Source organism: Mesorhizobium sp. M0052 (assembly GCF_040323255.1).
In the GTDB taxonomy this organism is placed as follows: Bacteria; Pseudomonadota; Alphaproteobacteria; order Rhizobiales; family Rhizobiaceae; genus Mesorhizobium.
Genome location: NZ_JAMYUS010000003.1, coordinates 34304 through 49896 on the forward strand (window position 1 = coordinate 34304; position 15593 = coordinate 49896).

A 15593-nucleotide genomic window follows, 5' to 3' on the forward strand; every position below is an offset into this window, starting at 1 on the left:
CCTGCCTCTCGCAGCCGCCCAGGATGAAATGCCGTTGCATTCGCGTTGATGTTGCTTTCCACTCGTCCAATCCCACCCAATCGACGCCCGGAGCCTTGCCGATGTCGCCCAAACCCACTTGTCACCTTATCCGTCCTGAAAGCACTTATGAAGGCAAGCAGGGATTGACCTATTTTGCCGGCATTGCAGCCGAGACGGTCGGCTCGTCCGGCATCTGCATGCATCTGCTCACCCTGCCGCCTGGCGCCCGCGCCAAGGCGCATCTGCATGAACGCCATGAGACGGCGATCTATGTGCTCTCGGGCGAGGTCCACACATGGTATGGCGACAGGCTCGAGAACCACATCGTCGTCAAGGCCGGCGACCTCTTCTACATCCCGGCCGGCGTACCGCATCTGCCGGCCAACCTGAGCAACGCCCCGTCCTCGGCCGTCATCGCCCGCACCGATCCCAATGAACAGGAAAGCGTCGTCCTGTTGCCGGAACTGGATGCGCTGGTGGCCTGACGCTAACGGGACTGCCGTCATTTGCACCGCGCCACTTCGCCCATGACATTGCCGTCGTCGTCGGCGACCGTCAGCTTCTTGGCGTTCTTGGCGCTGCGCTTGATGGTGAATTTGGTCGGCTCCTGTCCTTCTTCGCCTTCCGCCTCGCATGTTGCCGTCACCACCAGCGACCCATCAGCCTGCGCCTGCTTGTCCGTGAAGGTGCAGGCGCTGGCGGCGGTGACCAATGCCTCGTCGGTCAAAAGCAGCATCCGATCGGCGGCGACTTCCTGGCCGTTGCGGTTGATGCAGCCATATTTGTCCCCATAGGGTTTCGTCAGGTCGATGCCTGCCGCAAGGGCCTGACCCGCAGCCAGAACGACTACCATCGCAACAGACGGCCCCAAACCGCGCGCGCTCATTCCCCCAGCTCCAACGTCACGAACACGGTTGCAACGGCCCCATTTCTTCAAGACCGGGAATGGTCACGAAGAACCCACCCTCGCCCTTGTTGGTGACCACAACGGTTTCAGCCGTCGTCCCCGCCTCGCCTTCGGCGGAACAGGTCGCATCAAGCGATTGCGTGCCCGGCGCCCACGTCAATTGCTGCGCGAACCGGCAGCCGCTGCCATAGGTCTCGATGCCTTCGGCGGTCAGCACGATATAATCGTCCCGGCCCTGAAAACCGGCCTTTGCAAAGACACAGCCGGCATCGTTGCCCCAGGAGCCGGCCAGCCTCTCGGCCCCTGTTGCCGGACCAGCGACCACCATCGCCACGACCAGTGAAATGAGCGCCCCCGGGCTCCGCAACGTCAAACGCCTGTCGCCGGAATGCCGGTGCGTTCCACCTTGCGCGGCGCGGTAATGTCCTTCCAGGTCGACAGAGCCCGGTTGACCGCCGCGTTCGGCTCGCGGGCGACGAATTCGCCATGGCCGGGCTTGGCCTTGACATCCGCTTCCTCGACCGACAATTCGCCGCGCGAAAAGACGAAGCGCGGCAGGCCGGTCACCTCAAGACCTTCGAAGACGTTGTAGTCGATCACCGATTGCTGCTTCTTCGAGGTGATGGTCTTCTTGGCGCTGGGGTCCCACACCACGATGTCGGCGTCCGCGCCTTCGACGATGGCGCCCTTCCTAGGATACATGTTGAGGATCTTGGCGATGTTGGTCGAAGTCACCGCGACGAACTCGTTCATCGTCAGCCGCCCGGTGTTGACGCCCGTCGTCCACAGCACGGGCAAGCGGTCTTCAAGCCCGCCGGTGCCGTTCGGGATCTTGGTGAAATCGCCGACGCCATTGCGCTTCTGCTTGGTGGTGAAGGCGCAGTGGTCGGTCGCCACCACCTGCAGCGATCCCGCCTGCAGGCCGGCCCACAGCGAATCCTGGTGCAGCTTGTTGCGGAAGGGCGGGCTCATGACGCGGCGCGCCGCATGGTCCCAATCCTTATCGAAATACTCGCTTTCATCCAGCGTCAGATGCTGGATCAGCGGCTCGCCGAAAACCCGCATGCCCTTCTGGCGGGCGCGGCGGATGGCTTCGTGGCTCTGCTCGCAGGACACATGCACGACATAGAGCGGCACGCCGGCCATGTCGGCGATCATGATGGCGCGGTTGGTCGCCTCGCCTTCCACTTCCGGCGGCCGCGAATAGGCGTGTCCCTCGGGGCCATTATTGCCGGCGGCGAGCAGCTTTTGCGACAGCGCCGCAACCACGTCGCCATTCTCGGCATGAACGAGCGGCAGCGCGCCGAGATCGGCGCAGCGCTGGAACGACGCGTACATCTCGTCGTCGTCCACCATCAGCGCGCCCTTGTAGGCCATGAAATGCTTGAACGAGGTAATGCCTCTGTCGACGACGGTGGCCATCTCGTCGAACACCTGCTTGCCCCACCAGGTGATCGCCATGTGGAAGGAGTAGTCGCAGGCAGCCTTCGAGGTCTTGTTGTCCCACATCTGCAACGCTTCCAGCAGCGATTGCTGCGGCGCCGGCAGGCAGAAATCGACCACCATCGTGGTGCCACCGGAAAGGGCCGCACGCGTCCCGGACTCGAAATCGTCGGCCGAATAGGTGCCCATGAACGGCATTTCGAGATGGGTGTGCGGATCGATGCCGCCCGGCATGACGTAACAGCCGCTGGCGTCGAACTCATGGTCGCCATGCAGGTTCGAGCCAATGGCGACGATCTTGCCGTGCTGCATCAGCACATCGGCCTTCCAGGTGCGGTCGGCGGTGACGATGGTGCCGTTTCGGATGACTTTGGTCATTGTCGTGTTCCCTTGTTCTCTTCGCGCTTCTTGTGAGCGTCGTTTTGAATACAGATCTTAGTTCACGCCACGATCCCCGCTGTCTCTACCACCGCATGGAACAGCACGTCGGCGCCGGCGCCGGCCCATTCCTTGGTGATTTCCTCAGCCTCGTTGTGTGACAACCCGTCAACGCAGGGGCACATCACCATGGCAGTCGGCGCAACGCGGTTGATCCAGCAGGCGTCGTGGCCGGCGCCGGAGACGATGTTGCGGTGGGAATAGCCGAGCCGATCGGCGGCGTCGCGGATCGCCTTGACGCAGCCGGCATCGAAGGTGACCGGATCGAAAGCGCCGACCTGCTCGACCTTGTACTGGATGTCGAGCGCCTCACAGATCGTGTCGATGCCTTCGCGTATGCGCCCATCCATCGCGTCCAGCACTTCCTTCTCGGGCGAACGGATGTCGATGGTGAAGACGGTGCGCCCGGCGATGATGTTGCGCGAGTTCGGAAACACCTCCATGTGGCCGACCGCGCCGACGGCGTCGGGCTGGTAGTCCATGGCGATCTCATGCACCAGCTCGACCACGCGCGCCATGCCTAGACCGGCATTACGGCGCTTGGGCATCGGCGTCGAGCCGGTATGCGCCTCCTTGCCGGTCAGCGTTACCTGCAGCCATTTCAGGCCCTGGCCGTGGGTGACGACGCCAATGTCGATGCCTTCGTCCTCGAGGATCGGCCCCTGCTCGATATGCAGTTCGAAGAAGGCGTGGATCTTGCGGTCGCCGACCTTCTCGGTTCCCTTCCAGCCAATGCGCTCCAGCTCCTCGCCGAACTTTTTCCCCTGTTTATCGGTGTGCTGATACACGTCCGCCTGCTCGAGCACACCGGCGAACACGCCGGACGCCATCATCGCCGGGGCAAAGCGCGAGCCTTCCTCATTGGTCCAGTTGGTAACGACGATCGGATGCCTGGTCTGGATGCCGAGATCGTTAAGTGAGCGGATGATCTCCAGCCCGCCGAGCACGCCGAGCACGCCGTCATACTTGCCGCCGGTCGGCTGCGTGTCGAGATGGCTGCCGACATAAACCGGCGGCAGGCTGGGATCAGCACCTTCCCGCCGGGCAAACATGGTGCCCATCTCGTCCAGGCCCATTTCGAGCCCGGCCGCCTCGCACCAGCGCTTGAACAGATGCCGTCCCTCGCCGTCCTCGTCGGTCACGGTCTGGCGATTGTTGCCGCCCGCAATACCGGGGCCGATCTTCGCCATCTCCATGATGGAATCCCACAAACGGTCTGAATTGATTCGCAGATTCTCGCCTGGGGCGGCCATTCAAAGTCCTCTCATTTCATATAACCAACCGGGCGGCGGTTCCCGCCGCCGCCCGACTGGCTGGATAGATTAGTCGATCGCCCTCAGCACTTCTCTGACATGGTCGATCAATTCGTTGATCTGGCCCTTGGTGATGATCAGTGGCGGCGACAGCGCGATGATGTCGCCGGTGGTGCGGATCAGCGCGCCGCGCTCGAACGCCTTTACGAAGGCCGAGAAGGCCCGCTTGGTCGGGCTGCCTGCGATCGGCGCCAGTTCGATCGCGCCGATCAGGCCGATGTTCCTGATGTCGATGACATGCGGCTCGCCCTTCAGCGAATGCAGCGCATCTTCCCAGTACGGCGCCAGTTCCTCGCCGCGGGTGAGCAGGCCCTCTTCCTTGTAGGTGTCGAGCGTGCCGAGTGCCGCGGCGCACGCAATCGGATTGCCCGAATAGGTGTAGCCGTGGAAGAACTCGATCATGTGCTCGGGGCCGGTCATGAAGGCGTCGTGGATTTCCTTCTTCACGAACACCGCGCCCATCGGGATGACGCCGTTGGAGACGCCCTTGGCGGTGGTCATGATGTCGGGCGTGACGCCGAAATAATCCGCAGCGAACGGCGCGCCCAGACGGCCGAAACCGGTGATGACCTCGTCGAAGATCAGCAAAATGCCGTGCTTGGTGCAGATCTCGCGCAGTTTCTGCAGATAGCCCTCCGGCGGCAGGATGACGCCGGTGGAGCCGGCGACCGGTTCGACGATGACGGCCGCGATGGTCGAGGCGTCATGCAGGGCAACGATGCGCTCCAGCTCGTTGGCGAGTTCCGCGCCATATTCCGGCACGCCCTTGGAGAAGGCGTTCTTTTCCGGCAGATGCGTGTGCGGCATGTGGTCGACGCCGCCGAGCAGCGTGCCGAACATCTTGCGGTTGGTGACGATGCCGCCGACCGAGATGCCGCCGAAATTGACGCCGTGATAGCCGCGTTCGCGGCCGATCAGGCGGGTGCGCGCGCCCTCGCCCTTCACACGGTGATAGGCGATCGCCATCTTCAGCGCCGTTTCGACCGATTCCGAACCGGAATTGGTGAAGAAGACATGGTCCATGCCCTTGGGCGCGAGATCGACCAGGCGGTTGGCCAGCTCGAACACGATCGGGTGTCCCATCTGGAAGGCCGGCGCATAGTCGAGTTCGGCCGCCTGATGCTGGATCGCCTCGGTGATCTTGGGACGGCAATGGCCGGCATTGACGCACCAGAGGCCGGCGGTGCCATCGAGCACCTTGCGGCCGTCGCTGGTGGTGTAGTGCATGTCCTTGGCGGACACGAACATGCGTGGCGCCTGTTTGAACTGCCGGTTCGCCGTGAACGGCATCCAGAATGCGCTGAGATCGTTCGGCGTGACTTTCAGCCGGTTGAACATGACCAAGACTTCCCCTTGTAACCTGTTTCGGTGCGGCTAACGCTTGGTCTTTCCAAAGCTTGGTCTTTGCTGCGTTTTCATGCTACGCAAATTTTTGACCGATTGGACAAACGTTAGCACCGCCCTGTCGGCGGTCAAGGGATTACTAGCGGAAATGCGGCCTGCGAAGTGCGCTCCACGGGTAAGAGAAAAACTGGTCCAGAGAATTGGTCCAGATGACCCGCTCGGCCAAGGCTTGCAGGGGTGAGCGGCGCCATGGAAGGCTCAGCCCCTCGCCGCACCCGCATCCAGCAGGAAAAGCGCGAACTGATCCTGGAGGCAGCCCTCGAAGTCTTCTCGGCCAACGGCTTTCGCGGCTCGACCATCGACCAGATCGCCGAGGCCGCGGGGATGTCGAAGCCGAACCTGCTCTATTATTTCCGCCGCAAGGAAGACATCCACGAAACGCTGATGGAGCGGCTGCTGGCGACCTGGCTGGCGCCGCTACGTGAACTCGACGACATCGGCGACCCCCTGACCGAGCTCAGGAGCTACATCCGGCGCAAGCTCGAAATGGCGCGTGATTTTCCCAGGGAGAGCCGGCTGTTCGCCAACGAGATCCTGCAAGGCGCGCCGCGCATCATGCCGCTGCTGGCGGGTGAGCTGAAAACGCTGGTCGACGAGAAGGCCAACGTCATCAAGGGCTGGATGCGCGCCGGAAAAATCGCCCGCACCGATCCCTGGCACCTGATCTTTTCGATCTGGGCGACGACGCAGCACTATGCCGATTTCGATGTCCAGGTCCGCGCGGTGCTCGGGCCCGACCGCGGCGGCGACGGCCGCTTCGAGGATGCGGCGCGGTTTCTGGAGCAGTTGTTCATTGATGGGCTGAAGCCGAAGGGCTGACCTTGGGCGTCAGGCGCTGCGGCGCTCCGCCGGCATCGCCTCAAGCAAATTCTGCAGCTTCTCGATCGAATTCTGTTCGGCCAGCGGCGTGTAGACGATCAGCTTCATGTCCGAGCCGTCGTCGATCGACAGGCTCATATGCTCGAACGTCATGGCGCCGGCGCTCGGATGTCGGACATGTTTCACCCCCGACAATCGGCGTGCCACGTCGCGTTGCGGCCACCAGTCGCGAAACTCCGGACTTGAGCGCGTCATAAGCACGATCAGCCGCTCGAAATCCGCACCGCCCACATAGCGGGCGCTTTCCGCCCGGAACGAGGCCAGCACGGTGCGCGCCAATTGCTCCCAGTCAACCAGCAGGCGCCGGTGATGCGGATTGGTGAACACCATGTGGACGATGTTGCGGGCGTCGCCCTCTAGCAGGCCATAATCACCGAACACCGCTACCGCCGCCGGATTCCAGGCCAGCACATCCCAGCGCCGCCCGACGACATAGGCCGGCTGCAGCACCAGGCTCTCCAGCATATGCATCAGCGGGCCATCGACCTTTTCCGGCGCAGCCACGCGGTTCTCCGGTTGCTGGCGGCCTGCCAGGATGAACAGATGCCGCCTTTCGACGGCGTCGAGGCGCAGCGCTTCGCTGAGCGCCGCTAGCACCTCCACCGAGGGTCTGACCTCGCGCCCCTGCTCTAGCCATGTGTACCAGGTGGTGCCGACGCCGGCGATCATCGCCACTTCCTCGCGACGCAAGCCTGGCGTGCGTCTCCGCAGGCCGGTCGCGATGCCGGTGGCGGACGGCGTCAATCTTTCGCGGCGCGAGCGCAGGAAGGCGCCAAGCTCGCGCCGGCGGCTGTCTTCAGCGGAGTGCGTGGGGGCATCCATGAGAGCTATTATAGCAGTATTGATACCAGGATAAAGTTTGAACTGTTTGGGCTGAGTCAGGCGCCCCATCTTCCATCCAGAGAGATGGAGGCTCTGAATATGGATCTGAAAGACAAGACAATCCTCATCACCGGTTCGACCGACGGCGTCGGCCGTGTCGTCGCGCAAAGGCTGGGCGCCGGCGGCGCGCGCGTGCTGGTGCATGGCCGTGACGCGGCTCGCGGCAAGGCAACCGTCGCAGAAATCGAATCCGCCGGCGGCAAGGCCGAGTTCCTCGCCGCCAACCTCGCCTCGCTAGCCGAGGTCCGCCGCCTTGCCGAGGCCGTACGCGCAAAAACCGACCGGCTCGACATCCTCATCAACAATGCCGGCATCGGCACGGCCGGCGCCAAGCGACAGCTCAGCGCCGACGGCTTCGAACTGCGCTTTGCGGTCAACTATCTCCCCGGTTTCCTGCTGACCTCGGAACTGCTGCCGCTGCTCAAGGCGAGTTCGCCGGCGCGCATCATCAACGTCGCTTCGGCCGGCCAGCAGGCGATCGATTTCGGCGATGTCATGCTGACACGTTCCTATGACGGCGTGCGCGCCTATTGCCAGAGCAAGCTGGCGCAGATCCTGTTCACCATCGACCTGGCCGGAGAGTTGAAAGGCAGCGGCGTCACCGTCAACGCTCTGCATCCAGCGAGCTACATGAACACCACCATGGTCCGCCAAGCCGGCGTGACGCCATGGAGCTCGGTCGAGACCGGCGCCGACGCCATTCTCAACCTCGCGACATCGCCCGCCCTGGAGGGCCGCAGTGGCCTCTATTTCGATGGCCTAAAGGAATCCCGCGCCGAAGCACAAGCCTATGACGCCAAGGCCAGACAGCAATTGCGAACCCTGAGCCTCGACTTCGTCGGCCAAGTCTCCGCAAAATCGAAGGAACAGCATTCATGACCGGCAAGATCGAACACACGGTCGTCATCGGCGGCTCATCCGGCATCGGCCTCGCAACGGCGCGAAAACTGCTGGGCCCAGGCATGAAGGTGACCATCACCGGACGAAGCCAGGACAAGCTCACCAGCGCCTGGAAGAGCCTCGGCGGCGCCGCCGAAAAAGCTGCCTTCGATGCTTCGAAGCCGGATGAAGTCCGCCATTTCTTTGGGGAACTCGGACCGTTCGATCACCTCGTGCTGGCTGCCAGCGGCGGCAAGGGACTTGGGCCGTTCGAAACCCTCGATCTCTCAGACATCGCCGGCGGCGTCGACGAGAAAGTCAGGCCGCAGCTGTCCTGCCTGCAGGCTGCCTTGCCGACGCTCAACAGATCGGGATCGGTCACTTTCATCTCGGCGGTGTCGGCACAATTGTCGGCGCCCGGCGTGGCTGGCATTGCCGCCGTCAACGGCATGCTGTTGACGGTGGTGCCGATCCTGGCGGTCGAACTGAAGCCGCTGCGCGTCAATGTCGTGGCGCCCGGCGTCATCGACACGCCGTGGTGGGATTTCCTGGCCGAAGACCAGCGGCAGGCGGTGTTCAGCGAATATGCCGGCAAAACCCCGGTGGGCAGGATCGGCCGCGCCGAAGACGTCGCCGGCGCAATCGCCTTTCTAGTCTCCAACGGCTTCATGACCGGCCAGGTGCTGACCTGCGACGGCGGCCTGCGCTACGCGGCGTGACCTTACAGCGACTGCGCGATCAGCGTGAGAAGGCCTCCGGCCAGTGCGACGTTGCCTACGAAACCGTTGATGCGCGACGCCCGGTCCGGGCCCTGATGGTCCCAGAAATTGTGGAACATCGGCGTGGCGACGATGAGAAACAGCAGCAGCACGGCGCAGGCGGTCGCAGTCCACAGGCCGGCCATCAACAGCGCGCCGGCAATGGTCTGCAGGACGATGCCGGCCCACAACGCCAATCTCGCCTGCGGCACGCCGCGCGCGGTCATCAGCCCGGTCAGGAAGGTCTCGTTCTGAACATTGCGCAGGCCGGCGCAAACGAAGGCGCCGCCGAGCAACAGGCGGCCGAGAAACAAAAAGGTCGAAGGCAAATCGACAGGCATGAAATCTTCCCCGTACTTAAGCATGAAACAGGTGGAGCGCCGCCCTTTCCACGGCGCTCCATGACTAACCGGACGGTCAGGCTGCTTTGGCAGCCGGCATCGGGTGAATGGCGTGGAACGGGATGCAGAGCCGGTTCCAGGTGTTGATCATGCCGATCGCGACCGACAGCTTGACCAGTTCCTCTTCCGAGAAGTGCTCTAGCGTGCGGGCATAGAGTTCGTCCGAAACGCCATTGTTGGCGATCAGGGTCGTTGCCTCGGTCCAAGCAAGCGCCGCGCGTTCGCGCTCGGAAAACAGCGGCGATTCCTTCCAGGCCGAAACCAGATAGAGCCGTGTCTCGGTTTCGCCATCGCGCCTCGCCTCGCGGCTATGCATCTCGACGCAGTAGGAGCAGCCATTGATCTGCGAGGCGCGGAGCTTGATCAAATGCAGCAGGCTCACTTCAAGCCCGCATTCGTCGACCGCCTTGTTGAGCGCCGACACGGCTTTCATGATCTCAGGCGCCTTGGCGAAGAATTGCAGTCTCTGTTTCATCGTCTTTCCTTTCACATCTGTTTGCGGGGGATTAAATCTGTTTGGTCGAAGCGGGTTTCTGCGGCCGCTGATGGCGCGCCACAAAGGCACAGCTGGCGGCAAACGATCGCGGATCGCCTTCGGCCTTGTAGTCAGCCACGATGTCGGACAACCGGGTTTCCGCGAGAGCGGCACGATAGGCACGCTCGGCTTTCAGCATCGCGGCATTGATGCCGCACGGCTTCACATAGGCCGAAGCATCGATCTTGACCGGGCCGCGCTGGCGGATCTCGCCGCAGCGGAAGGCCGGCTCGCGACCCTCGACCGCAAGCACGATATCGAGCAGCGTGATGCGCTCGGCCGGACGCGCCAGCCGGTAGCCGCCCGCCGGTCCCGGCACCGATTCCAGGATGCGCGCAGCAGTCAGCTGGTTCAGATGTTTCAGCAGATAGCTCGGCGACAGGCCGAAGGACTCTGCCAAAGCAGCACCCGGTATCGTGCTGTTGCCCTCCACGCTGGCCAGTGTGGCCGCGCAATGGATGGCCGCTTCTACACCCTCGCCCAGTTTCACGATGTTGCGCTCCTATTCATGGATATCTTTTATCCTAGATAGATTTTATCTGCAATAGTAAAATGAAAAACGGCGCTCGAAAGCGCCGCTTTTTTCTTCGACCCGTTCCTTACTCTGCGGCCACCTTGGCCATCGGGTTGTTCGGGTGCGTCGTCCAGTTGGCATAGATCGGCGACACCGGCTTGCCGGTGCGCTGGTCCATGACGCCGGCGGCCAGCGGCTCCATGGTGATGCAGTTCTCGACCGGGCAGACATTGACGCACAGATTGCAGCCGACGCATTCGGCCTCGATCACCTCGAAATGCCTGACGCCGTCGACCATGTTGGTGATTGCCTGGTGCGAAGTGTCCTCGCAGGCGATGTGGCAGCGGCCGCATTTGATGCAGGCGTCCTGGTCGATATGCGCCTTGGCGATGTAATTGAGGTTGAGATACTGCCAGTCGGTGACGTTGGGCGTGGCGCGGCCGACAATGTCGTTGAGCGAGGCGTGGCCTTTCTCGTCCATCCAGTTTTCGAGACCGGCGATCATCTCCTGCACGATCTTGAAGCCGTAAGTCATCGCCGCCGTGCACACCTGCACATTGCCGGCGCCGAGCGCCATGAATTCAGCCGCATCGCGCCAGGTGGTGATGCCGCCAATGCCGGAGATCGGCAGGCCGCGCGTTTCCGGATCGCGGGCGATCTCGGCCACCATGTTCATGGCGATCGGCTTCACCGCCGGGCCGCAATAGCCGCCATGCGAGCCCTTGCCGTCGATGGTCGGCTGCGGCGCGAAACTGTCGAGGTCGACGCCGGTGATCGAGTTGATGGTGTTGATCAGCGACACCGCGTCGGTTCCGCCGGAGAGTGCGGCGCGCGCCGGCTTGCGCACATCGGTGATGTTCGGCGTCAGCTTGGTGATGACAGGCATGCGGGTGTTGGCCTTGCACCAGCGCACTACCATTTCGATGTATTCAGGCACCTGGCCGACAGCCGCGCCCATGCCGCGTTCCGACATGCCGTGCGGGCAGCCGAAATTGAGCTCGATGCCGTCGGCTTCGGTCTCCTCGACCACCGGCAGGATCGCCTTCCAGCTTTCCTCGACGCATGGCACCATCAGTGAGACGACGATGGCGCGGTCGGGCCAGTCCTTCTTGACCTGTTTGATCTCGCGCAGATTGACCTGCAAATCGCGGTCGGTGATCAGCTCGATATTGTTGAGGCCGAGCAGGCGCCGGTCGGCCCCCCAAATCGCGCCATAACGCGGGCCGTTGACGTTGACCACCGGCGGACCTTCTTCGCCCAGCGTCTTCCACACGACGCCGCCCCAGCCCGCCTTGAAGGCGCGGATGACATTGTAGGCCTTGTCGGTCGGCGGCGCCGAAGCCAGCCAGAACGGATTGGGCGATTTGATGCCGACGAAATTGTTGCGAATGTCTGCCATGGGTCTTTCTCCTCTGGCCGTGGCGGGCTTACCGCCACCTTAAAGCGTTGCCTATCGGATCATTCCTCGCATCGAAGAAAAACCGATGGCGGTTCACCTTCGACCGTTACCGTGATCTGGTCCGGATCGCCCTTGCGCGCTTCCAGCCCGACCATTTTTTCATCCATGCGCACGGTCTCGTCCCCGTTGAGATAGACGCTGGCGCATGAAATCCTTGTCTCAACATGATCGCCGCTTGGCGGCCCGGATGTCCATTGGCAGATCGTGTGCTCGCTGAAGCCGACACCGGATGCCTCGACGGACATCCGCTCTTCACCCTTCGCGTCACACCATTGCGTATAGAGCCAATAGTCCGGTGAAGCCGCCGGCATTGCCGCGGTGCCGATGACGGCAGCGAGGATCGGCGCGATCATCGCAGTGCCCGGTTGATCAAGCGGGTCGGCTTTACCGAGGCCAACCAGAACGGATTGGGCGATTTGATGCCGACGAAATTGTTGCGGATGTCGGTCATAACTCTCTCCGCTAGCTACAGATCACAACAAGAGTCATCTGAACTGCTACAGGCTCACTCGAAACGTTTCGGACGACGACCTGCCACACATGGTCGCTAAACGGATAACTTGCCGATACAACCAACGCAGTAGGGTTGGCCGGCGGGATATCAAGCGCGTAACCTCCAGAGATGAGCTCCTCGTTCCCGCACCCAAGCATAGGAGAGAACGCCTCCCCTGCGCGAACGTCCGGTTGATCAAAATATCTGGTCACACGATGAGCCGCCGAGGCGTTGGCAGAAAACAGCAACAGGCTCGTGCTTAAAGCTCCAACGAACTTGACGACGTTAGGCATTCCAGCTTCCTCCAGCCAGTGCCCGGTTGATGCTCTCCGCCGCGTCGCGGCCTTGCGCGACGGCCGAGACCGTCAAATCGTCGCCGCCGAAAATGCAGTCGCCGCCGGCCCAGACATTGGCGAGCGAGGTGCGGCCTTCCGCGTCGACCTTGATGCGGCCGGCTTCGAGTTCGATCGCAGCACCGCTGCCGTTAAGTGCCGCCGGCACAAAGCTCTGGCCGATCGCCTTGAACACCTGGTCGGCGGTAAGCGTCAGCGTCTCGCCCGTGCCGGCAAGCCTGTCCCCGTTCATGGCGGTGTATTCGAGCTCGATGCCCGACACTTTGCCAGCCTCGGCGATGACCCGCTTCGGCTGCAGCCAGTGGCGGATGGTGACGCCGTTGGCGGCTGCCAGATCCTGCTCGAACTCGGAAGCGTTCATGTGTTCCTGGCCGCGCCGGTAGCAGATCGTCACCTCCTCGGCGCCGAGCAGCTTCGACTGCACCGCGGCGTCGATCGCCGTCATGCCGCCGCCGATGACGACGACGCGCCGGCCGACCGGCAGGCTCGCGAGATCGCTGGCCTGGCGTAGCTCGGCGATGAACTCGACCGCATTCACGACGCCATCGGCCTCCTCGCCATCTGCGCGCAGCGCGTTGACGCCGCCAAGTCCCATGCCAAGAAACACCGCATCGTAATTCCGGATCAGATCCGACAGCTGGTAGTCGCGGCCGAGCGCCCTGCCGTTCTGGATATCGATGCCGCCGATCCCCGTGACATAGTCGACCTCGGCCTGGGCGAAATTGTCGATGCTCTTGTAGGCGGCGATGCCGTATTCGTTGAGGCCGCCGGCCTTCGGGCGGGCTTCCAGTATGGTCACCTCGTGGCCATGGCGGGCGAGCCGGTGCGCCGCGGCTAGGCCGGCCGGACCGGCGCCGACCACGGCGACCGACTTGCCGGTCGATTCAGCGCGCGAATAAAACTGCTTGTGCTCGGCCATGGCGACATCGGTAGCGTAGCGCTGCAGGCGGCCGATCTGCACCGGCTTGCCTTCCGCCACCTCGCGCACGCAGACCTCTTCGCACAGCGTCTCGGTCGGGCAGACGCGGGCGCACATGCCACCCAATATGTTCTGGTCGAAAATCGTCTTGGCCGAACCGATCGGGTTGCCGGTCGATATCTGGCGGATGAACAGGGGAATGTCGATCGAGGTCGGGCACGCATTCATGCACGGCGCATCGTAACAGAAATAGCAGCGGTCTGATTCGACCAGCGCCTCGTGGTGATCGAGCGGCGGATGCAGGTCGGAAAAATTCTCGGCGTACTGGTCGGCGGCAAGCCGGCCGCCGGCAATGCCGTCCTTGAACTGGCCTTCTGGCATCGTCAGTTCCCCATGTTTTCGTTTTGGGAAAGGCTAGCACGTTTTATTTTTTTATCAATTGGTCAATTTTCGACCCAAGCCGCTGAAAAGACTAGCTGATAATATGATTTAGTTGCTCATGTTAGAGTGACGGTTGCGTCCTCAAAGAGGGGAGCGCGACAAGCTCCAAGTCGCGGCAAGCTGTTCCAGGCCAGCGCGAAATGATAGGGCGCTTGAGCACGATGCGCGGCTTTCATTCAACGGAGAAGACGATGACCGATGATAGGGAGACGGCTCACCGGTGGGAGCCCGTGGGAGATTTACCTCTGGCTGCCTGTCAGGTGTGGCGTCTAAAATCCGACAATAACTTTGAGCTGACCGTCGAAGGCGACTTCGGGACATCGGAACGAACTCTCAAGATCGATTTTCAAGGGGTAGTAGCCCTGGCTGCCCATGATGACATGCTGGGACTGACCAAAATCCGTGCGGACACCTCGATCCCATTGATTGGATCTGGCAGGCAAGCCTCCTACAGGTGGCCGATCCTGCGAGTGGAGAACTCGCATTGGTTGCGATCGACACTTGGCCCGACAGTAGACTGTACGCATTTTCTGCTGCTCAGTCTCGAATGCACGGTTGAGGTCATTGCTCGTGAAGCCACTCCTTCTTGGATCTGATCACCCGAGGAGCGAAACGCCTTGAAACCGCATACGCTCCGGCACAGGCCAAGATTGGTGGCTGTTCGCTACGAAGGTGCCAGCTGTAGGCTGGCATCTGAGGGGCCGCCATGAATCGACCTGATCTCGTCGGCAACCAGTTGCTGCAGCCGCCACAGATTGCGGTCGCGGATGCCGAATTCCTCGAGGTGGCTGACGGTGTTGTAGAGATATTCCGCACCCGAGCCGACATGGCCGCAGGCCCGCGCCAACACCCGCGCCACCCGATCTAGCGGCTGCCCAAGCGAGGTTCCCCTGCCCGTCACCCCGACCCAGAAGCCGAGCGCCCGTATCCGGCCCTGCTCCGTGCGCACGGGAACCCACCGGACCGAGCTGACACTCTCATGGTCGTCGATCTCGCGCCGCAACAATCTTTCGATCTGCTGCGGCTTGTCGCCGTCGGGCAGGCGGTAGATGACGCCGTCGCATCGGCCGCCGCGTTCGAGCGCCATCATCAGCCCCGGCTGCGCGACGCTGCCGCGCCAGCGCACCATGTCGAGGCAGAAGGAGCGATGCCAGCCAAACGCAGTGGCGCGCTGGCGTTCGACGGGCTCGAAAGCCGGCTTCCAGATCAGCGAGCCATAGGCGAACACCCATAACGGCCCCGCATCGGCTTCGTCGGAGAGCCGTAAGGCAAGCGTGCGAAAATCCTCATCGTTCAGCTGCGTCCAACTGCAGTCGGGTCCGGGATCGACCTCTTCGCGATGACACAGTGACACAAGCTCAGGCGTGAGCGACATAAGGCGCATGAAACGACTACCCCTCGTTTGCCCAAGGAAAGTCGAAAACCGCCGCACGTGCAAGGCGTCGGTGGGGCGAAGTGCGGAACGATGTGTCAACGCAGCCGTTGAATTTTCTCCGGTTCGCTGTCGGATTCGCGTCGCTGAAAACGTCCTTTGATGGATCGGACGACGATCTA

General features: G+C 62.5%; 19 protein-coding genes. 5 read left to right on the top strand and 14 right to left on the bottom strand.

Features of this window, described 5'->3' with window-relative positions; translation table 11 throughout:
* Nucleotides 1–101 precede the first annotated feature (101 nt).
* Nucleotides 102–506 (top strand): cupin domain-containing protein, encoded by a 405-nt coding sequence (locus NKJ77_RS04355; protein ID WP_031194879.1) that lies wholly within the window; start codon nt 102–104, stop codon nt 504–506.
* Between the two features lie 17 nt (nt 507–523).
* On the opposite strand, the gene NKJ77_RS04360 is transcribed toward NKJ77_RS04355, so the two are convergent.
* The 5 genes from NKJ77_RS04360 to aptA form a co-directional block, all read right to left on the bottom strand.
* Nucleotides 524–907 (bottom strand): hypothetical protein, encoded by a 384-nt coding sequence (locus NKJ77_RS04360; protein WP_031194883.1) that lies wholly within the window; start codon nt 905–907, stop codon nt 524–526.
* 16 nt (nt 908–923) lie between these two features.
* A complete protein-coding gene (locus NKJ77_RS04365) occupies nt 924–1301 on the bottom strand; it encodes a hypothetical protein (protein ID WP_023668216.1) in 378 nt (125 codons plus the stop codon).
* The gene (hydA, locus tag NKJ77_RS04370; protein WP_023830789.1) at nt 1298–2749 is read right to left on the bottom strand and encodes a dihydropyrimidinase; all 1452 of its coding nucleotides are present in this window, start codon (nt 2747–2749) and stop codon (nt 1298–1300) included. Before hydA ends, NKJ77_RS04365 begins: the two co-directional genes overlap by 4 nt.
* Before the next feature lie 62 nt (nt 2750–2811).
* Nucleotides 2812–4062, bottom strand: a complete 1251-nt coding sequence (locus NKJ77_RS04375; RefSeq protein WP_023830790.1) for a Zn-dependent hydrolase — start codon at nt 4060–4062, stop codon at nt 2812–2814.
* Between the two features lie 69 nt (nt 4063–4131).
* The gene (gene aptA, locus NKJ77_RS04380) at nt 4132–5460 is read right to left on the bottom strand and encodes an omega-aminotransferase AptA (RefSeq protein WP_352446035.1); all 1329 of its coding nucleotides are present in this window, start codon (nt 5458–5460) and stop codon (nt 4132–4134) included.
* Nucleotides 5461–5715: 255 nt separating this feature from the next.
* Between aptA and NKJ77_RS04385 the strand changes: the two genes are divergently transcribed.
* Complete coding sequence (locus NKJ77_RS04385) at nt 5716–6345, top strand: TetR family transcriptional regulator C-terminal domain-containing protein (RefSeq protein ID WP_023668211.1); 630 nt, start codon at nt 5716–5718, stop codon at nt 6343–6345.
* A 9-nt stretch (nt 6346–6354) separates the two neighbouring features.
* On the opposite strand, the gene NKJ77_RS04390 is transcribed toward NKJ77_RS04385, so the two are convergent.
* On the bottom strand, nt 6355–7227 hold the full coding sequence (locus NKJ77_RS04390) for a helix-turn-helix transcriptional regulator (RefSeq protein WP_352446038.1): 873 nt from the start codon (nt 7225–7227) through the stop codon (nt 6355–6357).
* A 99-nt stretch (nt 7228–7326) separates the two neighbouring features.
* On the opposite strand from NKJ77_RS04390, the gene NKJ77_RS04395 reads away from it, so the two are divergent.
* Both NKJ77_RS04395 and NKJ77_RS04400 read left to right on the top strand, forming a co-directional pair.
* A complete protein-coding gene (locus NKJ77_RS04395) occupies nt 7327–8166 on the top strand; it encodes an SDR family oxidoreductase (protein WP_023697055.1) in 840 nt (279 codons plus the stop codon).
* On the top strand, nt 8163–8885 hold the full coding sequence (locus tag NKJ77_RS04400; RefSeq protein WP_023668208.1) for an SDR family oxidoreductase: 723 nt from the start codon (nt 8163–8165) through the stop codon (nt 8883–8885). Before NKJ77_RS04395 ends, NKJ77_RS04400 begins: the two co-directional genes overlap by 4 nt.
* 2 nt (nt 8886–8887) lie before the next feature.
* On the opposite strand, the gene NKJ77_RS04405 is transcribed toward NKJ77_RS04400, so the two are convergent.
* From NKJ77_RS04405 to NKJ77_RS04430, 7 genes are all read right to left on the bottom strand, one after another.
* Entirely contained in the window at nt 8888–9265 is a 378-nt protein-coding gene (locus tag NKJ77_RS04405; RefSeq protein WP_023668207.1) for a DoxX family protein, read from the bottom strand.
* Nucleotides 9266–9341: 76 nt separating this feature from the next.
* Entirely contained in the window at nt 9342–9800 is a 459-nt protein-coding gene (locus NKJ77_RS04410; protein WP_023668206.1) for a carboxymuconolactone decarboxylase family protein, read from the bottom strand.
* Nucleotides 9801–9831: 31 nt separating this feature from the next.
* Nucleotides 9832–10350, bottom strand: coding sequence for an RrF2 family transcriptional regulator (locus tag NKJ77_RS04415; RefSeq protein ID WP_023668205.1), 519 nt, complete (start codon nt 10348–10350; stop codon nt 9832–9834).
* Nucleotides 10351–10459: 109 nt separating this feature from the next.
* Nucleotides 10460–11773: an NAD-dependent dihydropyrimidine dehydrogenase subunit PreA gene (gene preA, locus NKJ77_RS04420; protein ID WP_023729383.1), complete on the bottom strand. Its 1314-nt coding sequence runs from the start codon at nt 11771–11773 to the stop codon at nt 10460–10462.
* A gap of 59 nt (nt 11774–11832) precedes the next feature.
* A complete protein-coding gene (locus NKJ77_RS04425; RefSeq protein WP_023668203.1) occupies nt 11833–12186 on the bottom strand; it encodes a hypothetical protein in 354 nt (117 codons plus the stop codon).
* A 109-nt stretch (nt 12187–12295) separates the two neighbouring features.
* Entirely contained in the window at nt 12296–12619 is a 324-nt protein-coding gene (locus tag NKJ77_RS32375; RefSeq protein ID WP_023729384.1) for a hypothetical protein, read from the bottom strand.
* Entirely contained in the window at nt 12612–13979 is a 1368-nt protein-coding gene (locus NKJ77_RS04430) for an NAD(P)-dependent oxidoreductase (protein WP_023815596.1), read from the bottom strand. Before NKJ77_RS04430 ends, NKJ77_RS32375 begins: the two co-directional genes overlap by 8 nt.
* A gap of 251 nt (nt 13980–14230) precedes the next feature.
* Here NKJ77_RS04430 and NKJ77_RS04435 point away from each other — a divergent pair, with 251 nt between their 5' ends.
* Nucleotides 14231–14635: a hypothetical protein gene (locus NKJ77_RS04435; RefSeq protein ID WP_155923166.1), complete on the top strand. Its 405-nt coding sequence runs from the start codon at nt 14231–14233 to the stop codon at nt 14633–14635.
* A 68-nt stretch (nt 14636–14703) separates the two neighbouring features.
* Here the strand turns inward: NKJ77_RS04435 and NKJ77_RS04440 are convergent, their stop codons facing one another.
* A complete protein-coding gene (locus tag NKJ77_RS04440; protein ID WP_023668199.1) occupies nt 14704–15423 on the bottom strand; it encodes a gamma-glutamylcyclotransferase in 720 nt (239 codons plus the stop codon).
* Between the last annotated feature and the right edge of the window lie 170 nt (nt 15424–15593).

Coding starts and splice junctions, on each gene's coding strand:
- NKJ77_RS04375 (WP_023830790.1), bottom strand. CDS start 4,062: ATGGCCGCCCCAGGCGAGAATCTGCGAATCAATTCAGACCGTTTGTGG.
- NKJ77_RS04400 (WP_023668208.1), top strand. CDS start 8,163: ATGACCGGCAAGATCGAACACACGGTCGTCATCGGCGGCTCATCCGGC.
- NKJ77_RS04410 (WP_023668206.1), bottom strand. CDS start 9,800: ATGAAACAGAGACTGCAATTCTTCGCCAAGGCGCCTGAGATCATGAAA.
- NKJ77_RS04395 (WP_023697055.1), top strand. CDS start 7,327: ATGGATCTGAAAGACAAGACAATCCTCATCACCGGTTCGACCGACGGC.
- NKJ77_RS04385 (WP_023668211.1), top strand. CDS start 5,716: ATGGAAGGCTCAGCCCCTCGCCGCACCCGCATCCAGCAGGAAAAGCGC.
- NKJ77_RS32375 (WP_023729384.1), bottom strand. CDS start 12,619: ATGCCTAACGTCGTCAAGTTCGTTGGAGCTTTAAGCACGAGCCTGTTG.
- NKJ77_RS04435 (WP_155923166.1), top strand. CDS start 14,231: ATGACCGATGATAGGGAGACGGCTCACCGGTGGGAGCCCGTGGGAGAT.
- NKJ77_RS04390 (WP_352446038.1), bottom strand. CDS start 7,227: ATGGATGCCCCCACGCACTCCGCTGAAGACAGCCGCCGGCGCGAGCTT.
- NKJ77_RS04430 (WP_023815596.1), bottom strand. CDS start 13,979: ATGCCAGAAGGCCAGTTCAAGGACGGCATTGCCGGCGGCCGGCTTGCC.
- aptA (WP_352446035.1), bottom strand. CDS start 5,460: ATGTTCAACCGGCTGAAAGTCACGCCGAACGATCTCAGCGCATTCTGG.
- NKJ77_RS04405 (WP_023668207.1), bottom strand. CDS start 9,265: ATGCCTGTCGATTTGCCTTCGACCTTTTTGTTTCTCGGCCGCCTGTTG.
- NKJ77_RS04425 (WP_023668203.1), bottom strand. CDS start 12,186: ATGATCGCGCCGATCCTCGCTGCCGTCATCGGCACCGCGGCAATGCCG.
- hydA (WP_023830789.1), bottom strand. CDS start 2,749: ATGACCAAAGTCATCCGAAACGGCACCATCGTCACCGCCGACCGCACC.
- NKJ77_RS04355 (WP_031194879.1), top strand. CDS start 102: ATGTCGCCCAAACCCACTTGTCACCTTATCCGTCCTGAAAGCACTTAT.
- NKJ77_RS04360 (WP_031194883.1), bottom strand. CDS start 907: ATGAGCGCGCGCGGTTTGGGGCCGTCTGTTGCGATGGTAGTCGTTCTG.
- preA (WP_023729383.1), bottom strand. CDS start 11,773: ATGGCAGACATTCGCAACAATTTCGTCGGCATCAAATCGCCCAATCCG.
- NKJ77_RS04440 (WP_023668199.1), bottom strand. CDS start 15,423: ATGCGCCTTATGTCGCTCACGCCTGAGCTTGTGTCACTGTGTCATCGC.